12 protein-coding genes are annotated in these 16199 nt (G+C 63.5%); 2 read left to right on the top strand and 10 right to left on the bottom strand.

The genetic code is table 11. From position 1 onward, the window contains the following. Positions 1-67 precede the first annotated feature (67 nt). From N008_RS11370 to N008_RS11345, 6 genes are all read right to left on the bottom strand, one after another. Positions 68-928 carry a murein L,D-transpeptidase catalytic domain family protein gene (locus N008_RS11370; RefSeq protein ID WP_081910752.1) on the bottom strand — a complete coding sequence of 287 codons (861 nt, stop codon included), beginning with the start codon at positions 926-928 and terminating at the stop codon, positions 68-70. Positions 929-1345: 417 nt separating this feature from the next. Further along, the gene (locus N008_RS11365) at positions 1346-3652 is read right to left on the bottom strand and encodes a TonB-dependent receptor (RefSeq protein ID WP_044016085.1); all 2307 of its coding nucleotides are present in this window, start codon (positions 3650-3652) and stop codon (positions 1346-1348) included. Between the two features lie 132 nt (positions 3653-3784). Then, on the bottom strand, positions 3785-4171 hold the full coding sequence (locus N008_RS11360) for a hypothetical protein (RefSeq protein ID WP_044016083.1): 387 nt from the start codon (positions 4169-4171) through the stop codon (positions 3785-3787). Between the two features lie 112 nt (positions 4172-4283). Continuing rightward, positions 4284-4943, bottom strand: coding sequence for a HupE/UreJ family protein (locus N008_RS11355; protein ID WP_231569687.1), 660 nt, complete (start codon positions 4941-4943; stop codon positions 4284-4286). Between the two features lie 99 nt (positions 4944-5042). Beyond that, entirely contained in the window at positions 5043-6368 is a 1326-nt protein-coding gene (locus tag N008_RS11350) for a tetratricopeptide repeat protein (protein WP_156109249.1), read from the bottom strand. 168 nt (positions 6369-6536) lie between these two features. Further along, positions 6537-8606 carry a DUF4331 family protein gene (locus N008_RS11345; protein ID WP_052381449.1) on the bottom strand — a complete coding sequence of 690 codons (2070 nt, stop codon included), beginning with the start codon at positions 8604-8606 and terminating at the stop codon, positions 6537-6539. A gap of 424 nt (positions 8607-9030) precedes the next feature. On the opposite strand from N008_RS11345, the gene hscA reads away from it, so the two are divergent. Both hscA and N008_RS11330 read left to right on the top strand, forming a co-directional pair. Then, positions 9031-10893, top strand: a complete 1863-nt coding sequence (gene hscA / locus N008_RS11335) for a Fe-S protein assembly chaperone HscA (protein WP_044016079.1) — start codon at positions 9031-9033, stop codon at positions 10891-10893. Positions 10894-11138: 245 nt separating this feature from the next. Then, positions 11139-12356, top strand: coding sequence for an anhydro-N-acetylmuramic acid kinase (locus N008_RS11330; RefSeq protein ID WP_044016076.1), 1218 nt, complete (start codon positions 11139-11141; stop codon positions 12354-12356). A gap of 204 nt (positions 12357-12560) precedes the next feature. Here N008_RS11330 and N008_RS11325 read toward each other — a convergent pair whose 3' ends face one another. The 4 genes from N008_RS11325 to eno all read right to left on the bottom strand — a co-directional run bounded on the left by N008_RS11325 (position 12561) and on the right by eno (position 16066). Continuing rightward, the gene (locus N008_RS11325) at positions 12561-12998 is read right to left on the bottom strand and encodes a hypothetical protein (RefSeq protein WP_197062839.1); all 438 of its coding nucleotides are present in this window, start codon (positions 12996-12998) and stop codon (positions 12561-12563) included. 76 nt (positions 12999-13074) lie between these two features. Continuing rightward, complete coding sequence (locus N008_RS11320) at positions 13075-13389, bottom strand: FtsB family cell division protein (RefSeq protein ID WP_044016072.1); 315 nt, start codon at positions 13387-13389, stop codon at positions 13075-13077. 117 nt (positions 13390-13506) lie between these two features. After that, entirely contained in the window at positions 13507-14601 is a 1095-nt protein-coding gene (locus tag N008_RS11315) for a CARDB domain-containing protein (RefSeq protein ID WP_044016070.1), read from the bottom strand. Between the two features lie 193 nt (positions 14602-14794). Then, positions 14795-16066, bottom strand: a complete 1272-nt coding sequence (eno, locus tag N008_RS11310; RefSeq protein ID WP_044016068.1) for a phosphopyruvate hydratase — start codon at positions 16064-16066, stop codon at positions 14795-14797. Positions 16067-16199: the final 133 nt, after the last annotated feature.

The raw sequence follows: 16199 nt of genomic DNA, 5'->3' as shown, positions 1-16199 counted from the left end.
TGGTTTCGCCAGGTGTCGCGAAGTGGAACTTCGCGTTACATCTTCTGGCCCCAGCACAGGGCATGCCCTACCGCCAGCCCCGCGTCGCCAGCTGCCGGGCGGCAGCGGCACCGTCCAGCCACTTCGATTCCAGGCCGGGGCCGGCCAGCAGCAGGCAGGCGCCTTCCGGCATGCTGTTGATGATGGCGCGGTACTGATCCGGAGGCAGAGCGGGGCAGCCGCGGCTGTAGCCGGCCTGGCCGTGGCGCTGCAGATGCTGGCGGCTGACGTAGTCGGCGGCGTGGAGGACGACGTAGCGGCGCAAGGCGTTGTCGTTCTGGCGCGCGTCGAGGCCGCGCAGGCGGCGCGAGAGGCCGTGCTTGCCGCCGTAGGTATCCTGGGTGCGGTAGAAGCCCAGCGCCGTGCACGCCGACTTGATGGTGTTGGAGAAACGCCGGGCCCGCAGCTTGCCCGAGCCCCGGCCGTGCGCGACGTGGCTGTGGTGCAGCACCTGCCCGCGGCGCAGATCCAGCACCCACAGGCGCTTTTCCGAAGAAGGCAAATCCATGTCGGCCACGGCCAGCACGCCGCCCTGCTGGATGCGGCCCTCGTGGCGCAGCGCGAGGTAGCCGACGCAGGCGCGTTCCATCACTTCGGGCCGCAGCGCGGCGGCCTCGGGGCCTAGCTGCTTGTGCAGCAGCCGCACCGCCTGGCGCACCGAATCGGGCAGGGCGGGCAGCGGCGCCACGGGCGTGAGGGCCAGCGAATCGGGCAGCGGGGTAGCTGTGGGGGCAGCCGTATCGGTGGGAGCTGGCCCCAACTGGCTGGCATTCGGCGCGGCAGCGTTGTTTTCGGAGGCCGACACGTTGCAGCCGGCCAGCCCCAACCCCACTGCTGCTACGGCTAGCTGCCGCCACTTCTTCCCCCAAAATCCAGGCTCCGTACGCATGTCGGCAAGGTAGGCACACTACAGCAGCTGAGGAAAGGCCTGAAGAAAAATAAACCGTCTTTAAAGCAGCAAAAAGCCTCTTCTGGAATCCAGAAGAGGCTTTTTGCTATCAGCACAGACCTACCAGCGCTTACCCGACCGGTAGGGCACTGAGCGCGCCCGAAGGCGGCCCTGGGTATGGCTCGCCATTTCCGGGACCATCCGCTGAGGCGGCCAGCCAGGCAAGGGCGGAACTTTGGGCGCGGCAACCGCCACCAAAGGGGAAGAAGAATGCGAAGAAAAAACAGCCGAAACAGCGTCGGCAGAAGCCACAGCTTTACTGAAAGAATACATAGCGAAAACATTGACGGTTGGGAAAGAATAGCAGCCTTTCTGCTCTAGCACCCGCGGCATCGGAACGGGCTGCTTAAGGCGGCCCTAAAACAGCACGCTCACGCTGCCTTTCACGAAAAACGGCGTGCCGGGCGTGTAGTGTAGCTCCGAAACGCCCTCGACGGGCTCGCCGGGCAGGCGGCTCAGCGTGTCGAACTGGGCCTGGTTCCACTCCACGTTCAGCAGGTTTTCGGCGGTAGCTCCGAGCACGAAGCGGCCCACGGCGTAGCTGGCCACGGCGTCGAGCAGAAAGTAGCCTTGCGCCTGCACCGTGTTGGCTTCGTTGGCCGGACGGGTGTTGAGGTGACGGTAGCGCAGGCTGGCGCTCAGACCGCGCGGCTGCTTGAGCGTGAGCCCGCCTACGGTGGTGAAGCTGGGCGCCAGCGGAATGTAATTCTCCCCTTTCGGCACGCCTACCAGCCGGCCGTGGGCATAGTTCAGGTCTACATCAGCAAAGAGCACACGGCTGAGTTGGTAGCGCAGCGCCACATCGGCGCCGAAGCGGCGGGTGCGGCCGGCGCTTTCCGTGAAGCCGCCGTCGCCGACGTACACCAACTCGTCCTGCAGGTGCAGGACCCAGAAGGCGGCATTCACCACCAGCGCCGGCAGTGGCTTGAAGGTGCTGCCCACCTCGTAGCCGATGGCGCGGGGCAGCGCTGGCAACGAGTCGTTGCGGTTCACGACTACGGCGCGGGCATCGTTGGAATGAAAGCCCACGCCCGAGCGCACAAACAGCTGGGTGTTCGGCGTGAGGTCGTAATAGATGTTCAGCTTGGGGCTGATGCGCGCCTTGGTGGCCCGGCCCGAGGTTTCGGTATCCTGCGCATCGCGGTAGCGAAATACGAAGTAGTCGGCCCGTAGCGCGGCGTTGAGCGTGAGCTGCTCGGTGAGCGTGAGCGTCTCGTCGAGGTAGGCGTTCAGGTTCTGCTCGAACACCCGGCCGGCCACGATGGTCCCGGTCACCTGCCGCTTCACGGAGTTGCGCAGGGCCACGTCCACGTCGTCGATGCGGGTGCCGAGGCCGAAGGTGGAGCGCAGGGCCCGGCGGCCCAGCTGGCCGGCGTGCTCATAGGTGCCGGTGTAGCCGTAGATGTTGCGGCCGTCGGTTTGCCGGATCTGGTCGCCCTGGTCGGGGTTTTCGAGGAAGAAGGTGAAGTTTGAGTAAAGGTTGAAATCGTAGCGCGAGTAGTACGCCTGCTGGCGCAGCACGGCGTCGTGGGGCAGGGCGGTGGTGAGCACGGCCGTGGCGTTGGTGCGGCTGGTGCTGCCGCCCTCGGTGTCGTCGATGGAGCCGAAGCGCGAAATCCGGCTGTCGCGCACGGCCCGCTCCGGCACCTGCCCCGAGGCATCCCAGCGCGAGGTGAAGTGCGAGCCCAGCAGCATCAACGAGGTGCGGTCGGAGAGAATGCCGGTGTATTTGCCCAGGCCGTTGAAGCGCCGGAAGTGCTGCGGGCTGTCGAAATAGGCGTTGGTAAAGGTGTATTCGGAGGCCAGGTAGGCGCTTTCGGTCTGGTTGGAGAGCAGGTGCTTGCCGGCGGGCAGCACATCCAGCAAAGCCACCGCCCGGCGCGTATCAAACCGCCCGATTTCCACTTTGGCCAGGCTGCTTTCCAGGCTGGTTTTGGTGCTGAACTCGCCGGAGCCGGCCGTGGCAAAATCGCCGAAACGGGCCGTGTAGGGCCCTTTGTACACGCGCAGCGCGTCTACGGTTTCGGGTATCACAAAGTGCATGTCGGCGTAGCCCTGGCCGTGGGCGTGGCTGACCATGTTCACCGGCAACCCATCGATGCTCACGTTGAAATCGGTGCCGTGGTCAACATCGAAGCCGCGGATGAAGATCTGCTCGGCCTTGCCGCCGCCAGCGTGCTGGGCAATCACCAGGCCCGGCACCAGCGGCAGCAGGTCCTGCGCCGAATTCACGGGCCGCAGCACCTGGTCGATGCGAGTGATGGCGGCTAGGCTTTGGTTGGGGTCGCGGGGCTGAGCCACGGTTACTTCGCGCAGATTGAGGGCCACGGCAGGCAGGGCCAGCGTGAGGGTCTGGGTTTCGCCGGCGGCCAGCGTGAGCGTCTGGCGGCGGGTGCCGTAGCCAAGGCCGGTGGCTTGCAGCGTGTAGGTGCCGGCGGCCAGGCCGCCGAGCCGGAAATGGCCTAAAGCATCGGTAGCTGTGCCGGTGGTGCCGGCTGGGCCCGTTAGCTGCAGGCCAGTGCCCGGTAGCGGCTGTCCGGAAAGAGAATCGGTGATGGTGCCGCGCAACGTGGCCAGGGCGCTGGATTGCGCGTACGCCGGACGGCTGCTCAGGGCCAGCAGCGCCAGCCCAAGCAGGTAAAGTCGTAAAAAGTAGAGGTGCATAGTGCCACAGCCATGACAAGCCTTATGCCGCACGGGAGGCGGGCAGAAGGCGCGTCGGGTGATAAGAAGTTGACAGAATCCGGCTTGCCTGGCAAACCGAAAAAGCGGGCATAGGGAGGCCCGCAGCACTTCTTATCCGTGGCGCGGCGGCGCGTAGAGCGTCTGCCCGAAACCAGCCGGTTCGGCCGGACGCAGGCGCGGCGCCTGCGGTTTCGGGGCGTAGATTGAAACCACGACCAGAACTGGTTCAGTGGCAGTGAGGCAATGCACGTCCAGACCTTTGAGGGTGCGCAGGAAGTGCAGCGGCGTTTCGGAGGCGCCGGGTTTGCGGGTGGCGTACTGCTCGCCGTTGCAGTGGTCGAAGCAGTCGATTTGCAGGTAGTGCTTTTGCTGGCAGTCGGCGCTGTGCACGTAGGCGGTGGCGCGCTGCGGCACGGGTTCCGGCCGCCCCACAAGGCCCGCGCCAACTACCAGCAGGTAGTTGAGCAGCAGCAGCCAGATGAGGACGGAACGGAGCATATTCGTTGTTTGGGGTTTGTTGTTTGGCTGTCATTCCGAGCAGCGCGAGGAATCTGAGTTTGCTTGGTGTGTTTCCTCGGATTCCTCCCTGCGGTCGGAATGACAGCTATTATCAGGCGAAAAACACCCGCTCCACCGTCCAATAAGCGGCAATGAGGCCGATGACGATGGACGCCGGCACCACCACGCGCTGCTTGTACCAGGGCTTGCCACTGAACCAGTAGCCTACCAGCCCCCAGGCCAGCAGAATCACGGCCACCTGGCCCAGCTCCACGCCCACATTAAACGCCAGCAACGACTCCAGAAACAGCCGCCGCGGCAGCCCCAGCCCGGTCAGGACGCTGGCGAAGCCCATGCCGTGCACCAGCCCAAAGCCGAACACCACCACCACCCGCCACGGATTCAGCTTGCTGACGAGGATGTTTTCCAGCGCCACAAACAGAATCGACAGCGCAATAATGGGCTCAATGATGCCCGGCGGCGGCGAAATCAGCCCGTACATGGCCAGCCCCAGCGTGATGGAATGCGCCACCGTAAAGGCCGTGGCCTGCACCAGCACCGACTTCAGGCGCGGCTCCAGCAGCGCAATGCTCAGCACGAACAGAATATGGTCGAGGCCCAGCGGCAGGATGTGCTCGAAGCCCAGCTTCAGATAAATCCAGATGGCATCGGCCTGGGAAAGTTTGCTGACGTCTACGCCGTCCAGGGCGTGGGCGCGGGCGGCGGCCGGAGCCAGCAGCAGCAATGGCAGCAGCAACCGAAAATGTAGCACAGGCTTCAGCCTGTGCCGGACCAGAAGCTGCAAGCTTTTCTCTATACTCATATACAATGTTGCTTGAAGCTGCCAGGACGGCACAGGCTAAAGCCTATGCTACAGACCAGCCAGCAGCTGTTTGCCTTCCTCGGCCAGCTCCATGCTCAGGTAGGGGTTGATGGCCAAGGCCTGCCGAATCAGGGCCTGGCCCTCGGCGGCGTGGCCGGATTTAGTGGCAATCAGGCCGGCGCGGCACAGCAGCGTGGGGTTTTGGGAGTTGGTGCGGCGGGCCTGCGTTATGAGCTTGCGGGCCGCTGCGTATTCGCCGCGCTTGTAGTGCACCCAGGCCAGCGTTTCCTGCACGTCGATGTTGTCGGGGCGGCGCTCATACTCGGCTTTGGCGTGCTCCAGGGCTTTGTCGGGCTCGTTGGTTTTGAGGTAGGCGTAGGCCAGCTCCCGGTCGGCGTAGTGGCCCATCTGCTCGTTGTCGTCGGCCTCCTTGGCATCGGTAGCCAGCATTTTGATGGCCTCGCGGGCCATGGCGTTGGCTTTGGCCGGCTCGTGGTTGAGGCGGTAGAGGTCGGTCAGCTCGTCGGCAAAGGCATAGTCCTTTACCGTGGCGCGGGCTTTCAGGAAGTGCGCAATGGCCGCCGGATAGTCGTGGCGGGCTTTGGCCACGCGGCCGAGGCCGGCCAGGGCGTAGGCGTAGCCGGGGCGAGCCGCCAGCGCCGTCTGGTACTGCTGCTCGGCGCGGGTCAGGTCGCCGGTGGTTTCGTAGAGGTGGCCCAGCGTGATGCGCGACCATTCGGTTTGCTCCAGGCCACCCACGCCCGCCTTGGTGGCCATGTCCATGGCCTCGATGGCGCCGGGCACGTCGCCGTGGATTTCGCGCAGGTATGATACCCGGGCGTAGGCCCGCAAGTCGGGGCGCACGGTGTTCATCTTGTCGGCCATGCGCACGGCTTCGGGGTAGCGGCCCAGCTCTACGTTGGCGTCGCAGAGCAGCCCGTACACGAAGGCGTTGTTGGGGTTGAGCTGCACGGCTTGCTCGGCCAGGGCCAGCCCTTCGGTGAAGTGGTGCTGGGTGAGGCTGAGCGAGGCTTTGCAGCACAGCGCCTCAAAGTTTTCGGGCTCCCGGCGCAGAATCTCGTCGAGCAGCTTCACGGCGGCCATGTCGTAATACGGATGGTCGCCCGTTACGCGGCCTTCCTGCATGTAGGCCTGGGCCAGCAGCAGCTGGGCCTTGGTGTCGTCGGGCGTTGAGCGCAGGCGGGCCAGCAGGCCGCCCACGGCTTGCTGGGTGTTCACCCACTCGCCGCCCAGGGCCAGGTCGCCGTGCCGGGGCTTGAGGGCGGGAACGGGCTCGGGCTTCCGGAAGAAAACCAGCGCCGCCACCGCCGCCATAAAGCTCAGCAGTAAGATCGGGTAAAGATATTTTCGCACAGAAACGGGAGTTGAGAGTTCGGGAGGAAAGATAGGGCGATAGGGCCGCTGGTTGCGTTGGCTACCGCCCAAAAGTTAGCCGGGCTCATCCGGGCCCGGCTAACTTTTCATTCGGCTGGCAGGCAGAGCACCCGGCCAAGGCCGGATGCTGCGCCAGAACAGAGCAGACTAGCGCTGGTGCGCAATCCGGATGGTTTGCAGCACCGTCGAGCCGTTCGAGAGGGTGGCTACATAGATGCCGGCGGCCGTGCCGGACGGCATGCGCCACGCGTACTCAAACGCGCCGGGCTTGTGGGCTTTGCCTTTCATCGGCGTGGCAATTACGCGACCGTTCAGGTCGGTGATGCGCAGCGTCAGGTCCGACTTCACGCCTACTTCGTAGCGGAACGTGGTCTGGTCGACTACAGGATTCGGGTAGGCCACGAAGTTATCCACGGTGTTGGGCTGCAGGCCGAGGCCGCCAGTGGCATTGCGCTGCGACAGGGCTACGCGCTGGGCTTTGGTGCCGCTCCAGGGCGTCTGGGCGTACGGGAAGCCGGCTTTGAACGTGGTGTCGTTGGCTTCAATGCCGGTGCGGAACCCTACTACGCTCAGCAGCTGCGGCGTAACCGGGCTGGCCGTGGTAGCCGTGTAATCATCATAAAACAGGCCAATGGCGGCCAGTACGGCACCACCTACGGCTTGCAGTTCGATACGCGTCACGTCATCCTCCAGACGGCGGCCGTTCGGGAAGCCGTCCATGTTCGGAATGTTCTGCAGCGTGGCATTGGCGTTGTAGCGCGGGTCGGTGAGGCCCAGCACGGCAGCCTGCAGCAAGCCTTCGGAGCTGAAATCAGCCGAGTTGCGCGGCGTAGCAGGCACGGCCATGTTCAGGCGCAGCATGTCGCCAAGTACGGGCAGGAAGTTGTTGATGAACGGCTTGCCGGCCGCCAGCGGGTTGCGGGCTGGCTTGCCCGTGGCCAGCTGGTAGGGCGGCAGGTTGGGCACGCCCGTGTGGAAGATCGGTAGGATATCCACGGAACGCGGTTTGCCGGCGCGCAGCAGATAGGGGCCAAACGTGGCATCAGCAAATACGGTACCGGCGCGCTGGGTGGCCGTCAGGCCCGATACGCCATTGGCGCCGTTGCGGAAGTCGAATGCCTGCAGCGAGTTGCTCTGGATGCGCAACGGGGCCAGACCGGGTACGGCTGTGCCGTAGTAGGTGGTGCCGTTGGCTGTGCCTTCGGCCATGTACAGGCCGAGCTCGGGGTTGGAGAGGTAGTCGTCGGTGGTGGCGTCCTCGGTGTAAGGCGTGCGCGAGTTCCAGCGGTCTTTGCCGCCGATGGGCACGATTACTTCGTTGGTGAGCGGCATGCCAATGCGCGACACCTGAATCCAGTTGCCGGAGTGCGCCTGCGTGCCGTCGGCGTTGAGCGTGCGCAGGGCCGGGCGGCTGGCCGAAGCCCACACGCCAATCACGAAGTCAGGGTCCAGGATGTTGGCGGCCTGGGCAGCCGTTTTGCCGTCTTTCTGCAGCAGCGAAATCGGAATCTGCAAAGCAATGGCGTGGGTGTTCTTGCGGGCCAGGCCGTCGCGGGCGCTGGCCGTGCGGATACCGCCCAAATCAAAAATACCGCCCAAATCCGCGAAGAATGGGTCGTCGGTCGGGCCGCAGAACACTTTCACGCCGTTGGCCGCCGTCTGGATGGCGCCGGTCATCAGAGCCTCATACGTGGTGTTGAGGCCGGCGGCGCTGGTGATGGAGCGCGGACCTACGTTGGTAGGCGGCACGATGCCGTTGGTGACCAGCGTGGTGGTGGCCCCGCCCCGGATGGCTTCGAGGGTATAGGTGGTTTTCAGGTTCTGCTGCCCCAGCCGGATGTTGAAGAACGTGGTGGGGTCCTGGTTGGTGCGCGAGAACGTGAAACGGTAGGTGATGTCGTCGCCGGTGGTGGTGGCGCTGTTCTTCACGTGAATCTCGTAGCGCACGTTTTCGCCGAACGTGTTGTAGTTGGGGCCGCCCTGGGGCAGTTCCAGCGGAATGTAGTTGGCGATGATGGTCACGGTTTCCGCAGCGTCGGGGCTCCGGAAGGCATACAGGTCGGTGTTATCGGCCAACGGGTCGTCGGCAATAAGCGGGGCTTCGCGGTGGCTGGAAGCTTCCAGGCGGGTGCCCTGGCCACTCCAGGCGACGGCACCTACTACAGCGGTGGTAGCGGCGGCCAGCAGCAGAATGGGACGCGTAATGTTTTTTGCCATGATGGATAAGGGGGTTGGAAAGGGTAAGGATGAGGAAACGCAACACACCAGCGGCAACAAGCCGATGGTGGCAAAAAGCAAAGCCAAACGCGCGGTGTGCGGAGCGGGATATAGAGCGAGAACAGGCAGGCCGGAAGCCGGCGGGACTGTGGTAATTCTGCCGGGAAGGATAAGGTCCGACAGTATTGACTTCTAATTATATAGAGCCCTACGTGAGTAGCTATATAAGCGGTTTGGCAAAGGCGGCAATTATGTACATCTTTTATGAAACCCTTCGCGGCCCCACCTGGGCGGCCGGGGTGCAACACGGCGTGGGCGGGTTTTCTTCCGTACTTTTGGGCCCTTTACGCGCCGGGCCGGTTGTTCTCGCTCACGCCCGTTTTGCCTCACCGTGCGCGCCCCCGGGCGCGCTGTCTTTATCCGCATGGCCAAAGTCGCAATCAACCTCTCCACCGGGAGCATACAGCAGGAAGAAATCATCGTCGGCATCGACCTGGGCACCACCAACTCGCTGGTGGCTTACATCCAGCCCGACACCCGCCAGCCCCGCGCCATCAACGACCAGGGCCGCGGCACCATCGTGCCGTCGGTGGTGCACTTCCCACAGGGCGGCGAAACGCCCATCGTGGGCACCGACGCCAAGCAATACCTGCTCACCGACTCTGAAAACACGATTTATTCGGTGAAGCGCCTGCTGGGCAAAAGCTACAAAGACCTTGGCGAGCACGCCCGCGAGCTAGGCTACAAGGTCATCGACGACAACTCGGAAGGCCTAGTGAAAATCCGGGTCGGCGACAAGTTCTACTCTCCCATCGAGCTGTCGGCCGAGATTCTGCGCGAACTGCGCGCCCGCGCCGAACACGCCCTCAAAACGCCCGTCAACAAGGCCGTGATTACGGTGCCTGCCTACTTCAACGACTCGCAGCGCCAGGCCACCCGCGACGCCGGCCGCCTGGCAGGCCTTGAGGTGCTGCGCATCGTGAATGAGCCCACGGCGGCCGCGCTGGCCTACGGCATCGGCCTGAGCCCCGACGACGAAAAGACCGTGGCCGTGTACGACCTCGGCGGCGGCACCTTCGACGTTAGCATCCTGCGCATTCAGCAGGGCATTTTCGAGGTGCTGAGCACCAACGGCGACACCTATCTGGGCGGCGACGACCTGGACCGCGCCATTTCCGACCACTGGACCGCCACCTACAGCCTCGCCGACCAACTGCATAATAATGGCTCGCTGCAGCAGGAGTTGCGGCTGCTGGCTGAATCGGCCAAGCGGTACCTGAGCCAGCACGACGACTTCGCCGGTAACCTCGGCGACGACGTGGTGGTACGACTCAGCAAATCTGAGTTCAACCAGCTGGTGCAGCCCCTCGTGGACCGTACCATCACCTCCTGCCGGCAGGCCCTCACCGATGCCAGCCTCACGCCCCCGGACCTCGACGCGGTGCTGCTGGTAGGCGGCTCCACGCGGGTGCCGCTGGTCTACGATTCGGTTTCCGAGTTTTTCCAGCAGCCCGCCAACAACTCGCTCAACCCCGACGAGGTGGTAGCGCTGGGCGCAGCCATCCAGGCCGACATCCTGGCCGGCAACCGCCGCGACGTGCTGCTGCTCGACGTGACGCCGCTCACCCTCGGCATTGAAACCCTGGGTGGCCTGATGGACCCCATCATCCCGCGCAACTCCAAAATCCCGACCAAGGCCGGCCGCCAGTACACCACCAGCGTGGATGGGCAGGTAAACCTGAAAATTTCAGTGTACCAGGGCGAGCGGGATCTGGTGCAGGAAAACCGCAAGCTGGCTGAGTTCGATTTGCGCGGCATCCCGGCCATGCCTGCCGGCCTGCCTAAGGTGGATGTGAACTTCATCCTGAACGCCGACGGCATTCTGAAGGTGGAGGCCATCGAGCTGCGCTCCAACACGCGCCAGGCCGTAGAAATCAAGCCCCAGTACGGCCTCACCGACGAGCAGGTGGAGCAGATGCTGATGGACTCGCTGACCCACGCCCGCGAAGACGTGGCCGCCCGCATGATGATTGAGGCCCGCACCGTAGCCGAGCAGATGCTGTACCAGGTCGAGCGGTTCGTGGAGAAAAACCAGCTGCACCTCTCCGAAGACGAAATCACGCAGACGGCCGCCGCCACCCAGCGCCTGCGCGAGTCACTGGACACCCGCGACAAAGACACCATTCTAAAAGCGGTGGACGAGCTCGAAGCCCTCACCAGCCCCTACGCCGAGCGGGTGATGAACATCTCCATCAAGCAGGCCATGACCGGCAAAAAAATCGAGTAGAAGTAAGCACGCCCCGGTCCGGCGGCTTTTTCCAGCCGTCGGGCCGGTCGCCGCATGCTGATGTTGTTTGCTCAAATAGATAATCTCTTGAAAATGCCCTTGTTGATTACAGCAAGGGCATTTCTGCTTTCTTTGCATTCGATGATCTGACTGGCCTTAAATGCCCCATTGGTACTAAACGGTACAAAAAATGTTTCAGCATCTCCGCGCGTCTTCTCGGCGGTAGTAAACGGCACAAAACTCTTATGAACGTACACCTCCATCGCCTGTGCCAACTGGCGCAGCAGCCCAGCCGGCGCATCATCGGCCTGATGTCGGGCACTTCGCTGGATGGGCTGGATGTGGCGCTGTGCCGGCTGCACGGCCACGGCCCGGCCACCCGCCTGGAGCTGGAGCAGTTCAGCACCGTGCCCTACTCCGACGACGTGCGCCGCCGCATCCGAGCGGTGTTTGCGGGCGGCCCCACCGGCCAGATCAGCCTGGAACACCTGACGCTGCTCAACCCCTGGCTGGGCGCCCTGCACGCCGATATGGTGCTGGCCTGCCTGCGCGAGTGGCAGCTGGCCCCCACGGAAGTGGACCTGATAGCCAGCCACGGCCAGACCGTCTACCACGTCCCAGCCCACCAGCACCACCACCCCGATTTCACGGGCCTCAACGCCACCCTACAGCTCGGCGACGGCGACCAGGTAGCGGTGCGCACCGGCATCATCACGCTCAGCGACTTCCGGCAGAAGCACATTGCGGCCGGCGGCGAAGGTGCCCCCCTGGCGGCCTACGGCGATTATCTGCTGCTCAGCAGCCCCACCGAGGAGCGGCTGCTGCTCAACCTGGGCGGCATTGCCAACTTCACCTACCTGCCCCGCACCGGCCACGATGCCAGCGCCGCCTTCAGCACCGACACCGGCCCCGGCAACACCCTGCTCGACGCCACCGTGCGGGCCCGCTGTGGACTGCCCTACGATGAGGATGGGCGCCTAGCGCTGGCCGGCCGCATCCACGCGCCGCTGCTGCAGGCCCTATTGGAGCATCCGTTTTTTGGGGCGTCGCTACCCAAAACCACCGGCCCGGAGCTGTTCGGCCCCGAATATCTGCAACAGGCCCAGCAGCGCACCGGCACTGAGCAGCTAGGCACCGAAGACCTGCTGGCCACGCTGGTGGAGCTGAGTGCGGCCGGTGTGGCCCGCGCCGCGCAGCAGGTGTTTGGCGAGCAGCCGGCACTGGCTGTGTACTGCAGCGGCGGCGGCGCCCACAATCCGGCACTGCAGGCCGCTCTGCAGCGCTACCTCCCCTCCTGCCGCTTCGCCACCACCGAGGAGCTGGGCGTGCTGCCCGATGCCAAGGAAGCCATTCTGTTTGCCGTGCTGGCCAACGAGGCCGTAGCCGGCCAGCCCGTGTCAATCGGCGCCGGCCGCCAGCGCGTGCCCGCCGTCAGCATGGGCAAGATTTCGCTGCCGGGGTGATTTTTGGTGATGAGGTGATGAGGTGATGGAGTGATGGGGTGATGGGGTGATGGGGTGATGGGGTGAAGGGATAAGGAAGAAACAAAAAGAACGTCATTCCGAGCTTGCGAGGAATCTCGCCAGTGTGGTAAATGATTCTACCACACTAGCGAGATTCCTCGCTCCGCTCGGAATGACGTTCTTTTCCAATCCAGATTAACCCCATCACCTGTTCATCTCTCCCAACGGCACGAGGCCGAAGCTGAGAACCTGCCGGGCGGTGGTGTCGCGGAACGTGACGTCGAGCTGCAGGTGGGGGCGCGGGGCCAGCGTATCGCTGCGGAACATGAAGGCCACGAAGGCGCGGGTGCTGTTATCGGCGCTGATGCGGAAGCCCAGCTTGTAGAGGTCGATGGTGGGCTGGTAGCGCTGCCCTTGTTGGTAGAGCGGCTCGGCGGTGGCCTGAAAGCGCGCCAGCGGCACATTGCGGCTGACTTCGGGCGCGAGCAGGGCGTAGGCGGCCGGGTAGTTGCCGGCCAGCACGGCCAGCAGAAACTGCCGCGCCACCTGAATCTGCGACGATACGGCCACGGGCTCCGCGGCCACGGCCGGCACTGGCTGCTGCGCCGCCAGCGGGCCAGCGGCTGCCATCAGGGCACTCAAAACGCAGCAAAACCAACGAAACCGACGATTCTTCATACCCCGCATACGGCAAAGGCTGTGCCGTAGCGGCCGTGGGCTATTCTTCTTCCTGCGGCACGAGCACGAACACGTCTTCGCCGGGACGCTTCATGATGTATTTCTCGCGCGCAAATTTCTCCAGCAGCTCGGGGCTGCTCAGCAGCTCGGCCCGCTCGCGCTTCACTACCTCAATATTGTCGAGGTAGTACTGCTTCTCGGTCTGGAGCTCCTGCAGCTTGGCGTACATGTCGTACTGCTTCAGCAGGTCGTTGGCATCAAACACGAACATCCAGACCAGAAATCCCAGCCCGGTGTAGAAGTAGAAGCTGCGCAGAAAGCGCGGCACGCGCGCCGTCAGATCCGAGAATTGCATAGCCAAAGATAGAAAACGTAGCGCAGGCTTTCGTGCGGGCCGGGCGCGGCGGCAAAAACAAAGCCCGCCCGATGCAGCATCGGGCGGGCTTGTATTGCATGGCTGAAGCCTTGAGCTCTAGTGCAAAACCACGCGGCGTATCGCCTCCTTCCCCGGCAGCGCCAGCCGCAGCAGATAGATGCCGGCCGGCAGGGCATCGGTAGTGAAACTGGCTTCTGTCTGCGCCGGGCGCAACTGCTGCTGCGCCACCAGCCGGCCCGTATGGTCTACCAGCGTCAGCCGGCCCGGCTTGCCGGTCGCGCTGATGTGCACGGCTAGGTTGTTGCCGCTGGCCACGGGGTTGGGGTATGCCTGCAAGGTCTCGGATGCCGTAGCAGCGGCAGTGGCCAACGGACCGGACACTACCAGCCGCAGCGCCCGGGAGTTGTTGCTTTCGTTGGATTCGGCCACCAGATTGCGTGGGTCTATGACCAGCAGCAGGTAGTAGGAGCCGGGAGTTGTAGAGGCAGGAACCGGCAGCAAAGGTGCTGAGAAGATGGTACCCGGGGAACCATTGCCGGCCCCAGCTAGATTACCGCTCGTAATCTGCCCCATAAACACGTCCGTACTGGCCGAAAACACGGTATCCGCAGACAGGTAAAATCCCACTTCACAGGCCCCAACAGCGCCGGCTCCCCGGTTGAAGACAAACGAAAATGCTCCCGTATTCCCCCCAGCAGGCACCACACTAAAGGAAATCGACGGCCGCCACAGCTCCATATCGGGTAGGGGTGGCGTGCCCGGCTCTACTCGTACCGGAAACGTTAGTACGTTGTTGGTTTCATCAGACTCCTGCTCGGCATTCAGCGGATCGGCCACCAGCACGAGGTAGTAGCTGCCCGGCGTAGTAAGAGGTGGAATGGTGGCCGTAATGGACGTCGGGCCCGACTGCCCAGCCATTAGCAGGCCCTGGCAGCTGGCGCCCAGGTAGGCATCGGTGGCATCCCAGGTACTATTGGCCGACAGGTAGTATCCCACGCAGTTGAACTGCGCGCCCGCGCCCGGATTGCCATTGACCCGAATATTGGCCGACATCGGATAAAGGCCGCCGGCCTGCACCGCATTCGGCAGCGAAAAGGGCGCCACCACCACCAAATCGGGCCGGTTCTGGGCGTGCAGTGGTGCATACAGTCCGCTCAGCAGCAGGCACAGGAATAGTAGAAGTTTTTGCATGGGTAACTGGGATAAGCAGGCTAACTGTCAGGGTAAATATCCGACAAAATTCTGCGGTGAAAACCAGCCCCACGCCTCTTTTTCCGGAAGCCGGGCCGAGCACCGCTGCCTTAGTTGCTGGGCCTTAGACCACAAAAAGCCCGCCTAAGAAATCTCAGACGGGCCTTTGCAATCGTTTTAACCAGAAGTCAGCTTACATCTTGCGGCCGGGGAAGTAGGCTACTTCGCCCAGCTCTTCCTCGATGCGGAGCAACTGGTTGTACTTCGACATCCGGTCGGAGCGAGAGGCCGAGCCGGTCTTGATCTGGCCGGTGTTAAGGGCCACAGCCAGGTCGGCGATGGTGTTGTCCTCGGTTTCGCCGGAGCGGTGGCTCATGATGCTCTTGTAGCCGTTGCGGCGGCCCAGGTTGATGGCGTCAATCGTTTCGGAGAGCGTACCAATCTGGTTTACCTTGATGAGGATGGCGTTGGCAATCTGCTCATCGATACCGCGCTGCAGGCGGTTCACGTTGGTCACAAACAGGTCGTCGCCCACGAGCTGGGTGGTGCTGCCGATGCTGTCGGTGAGGGCCTTCCAGCCGCTCCAGTCGTCCTCGTCCATGCCATCCTCGATGCTGATGATGGGGTACTTCTTGGTCCAGTCGGTCCAGTAGTTCACCATCTCCGACGAGGTCAGCTTGTCGCCGGTGCTCTTCTTGAAGTGGTAGTGGCCGTCGGAGTAGAACTCGGAAGCCGCGGCATCCATGGCAATCATCACGTCGTCGCCGGGCTTGTAGCCGGCCTTCTCGATGGCCTGCAGCACAATCTTGATGGCGTCTTCGTTGCTCTTGATGTTCGGAGCAAAGCCGCCTTCATCACCCACGTTGGTGCTGAAGCCCTGCTTCTTGAGCACTTCCTTGAGGTGGTGGAAGATTTCGGTGCCCCAGCGCAGCGCCTCTGAGAACGACGGAGCGCCCACGGGCATGATCATGAACTCCTGGAAGTCGATGCTGTTGTCGGCGTGCGAGCCGCCGTTGAGGATGTTCATCATCGGCACGGGCAGCGTAGTGGCGTTTACGCCGCCCACGTAGCGGTAGAGCGGCATGCCGGCTTCCTGCGCGGCGGCGCGGGCAATGGCCAGCGAAGCGCCCAGAATGGCGTTGGCGCCCAGGTTGGCTTTATTGGGCGTGCCGTCCATCTCCAGCATGATCTTGTCGAGCAAGCCCTGCTCGAACACCGAGAAGCCTACCAGCTCTTCGGCAATCTTGCTGTTCACGTTGTCCACGGCCTGCAGCACGCCTTTGCCCATGTACTTGCTCTTGTCGTTGTCGCGCAGCTCCACGGCTTCGTGCTTGCCGGTGCTGGCGCCCGAAGGAACCGCCGCACGGCCTACGGTGCCGCTTTCGGTGGTCACGTCTACCTCAATGGTCGGGTTGCCGCGCGAATCGAAAATCTGCCGGGCGTGGATTTCGGTGATAATGCTCATGAGGAAAAGTATGGGGTTGAGGAAAAGTACAGGGTGACCACCCCGGAGCCGGCCGATTGGGCCCGGAGCGGTATTGCGGTGGCAAGGTACTCAATCGGTACTTTTAGGCCAGCTCCCGCCCCACAGATGCAAA

The organism is Hymenobacter sp. APR13 (assembly GCF_000737515.1).
Classification (GTDB): Bacteria; Bacteroidota; Bacteroidia; order Cytophagales; family Hymenobacteraceae; genus Hymenobacter.
The sequence above is the reverse complement of the archived record's forward strand: the minus strand, read 5'-3'. Positions and strand labels throughout refer to the sequence as shown.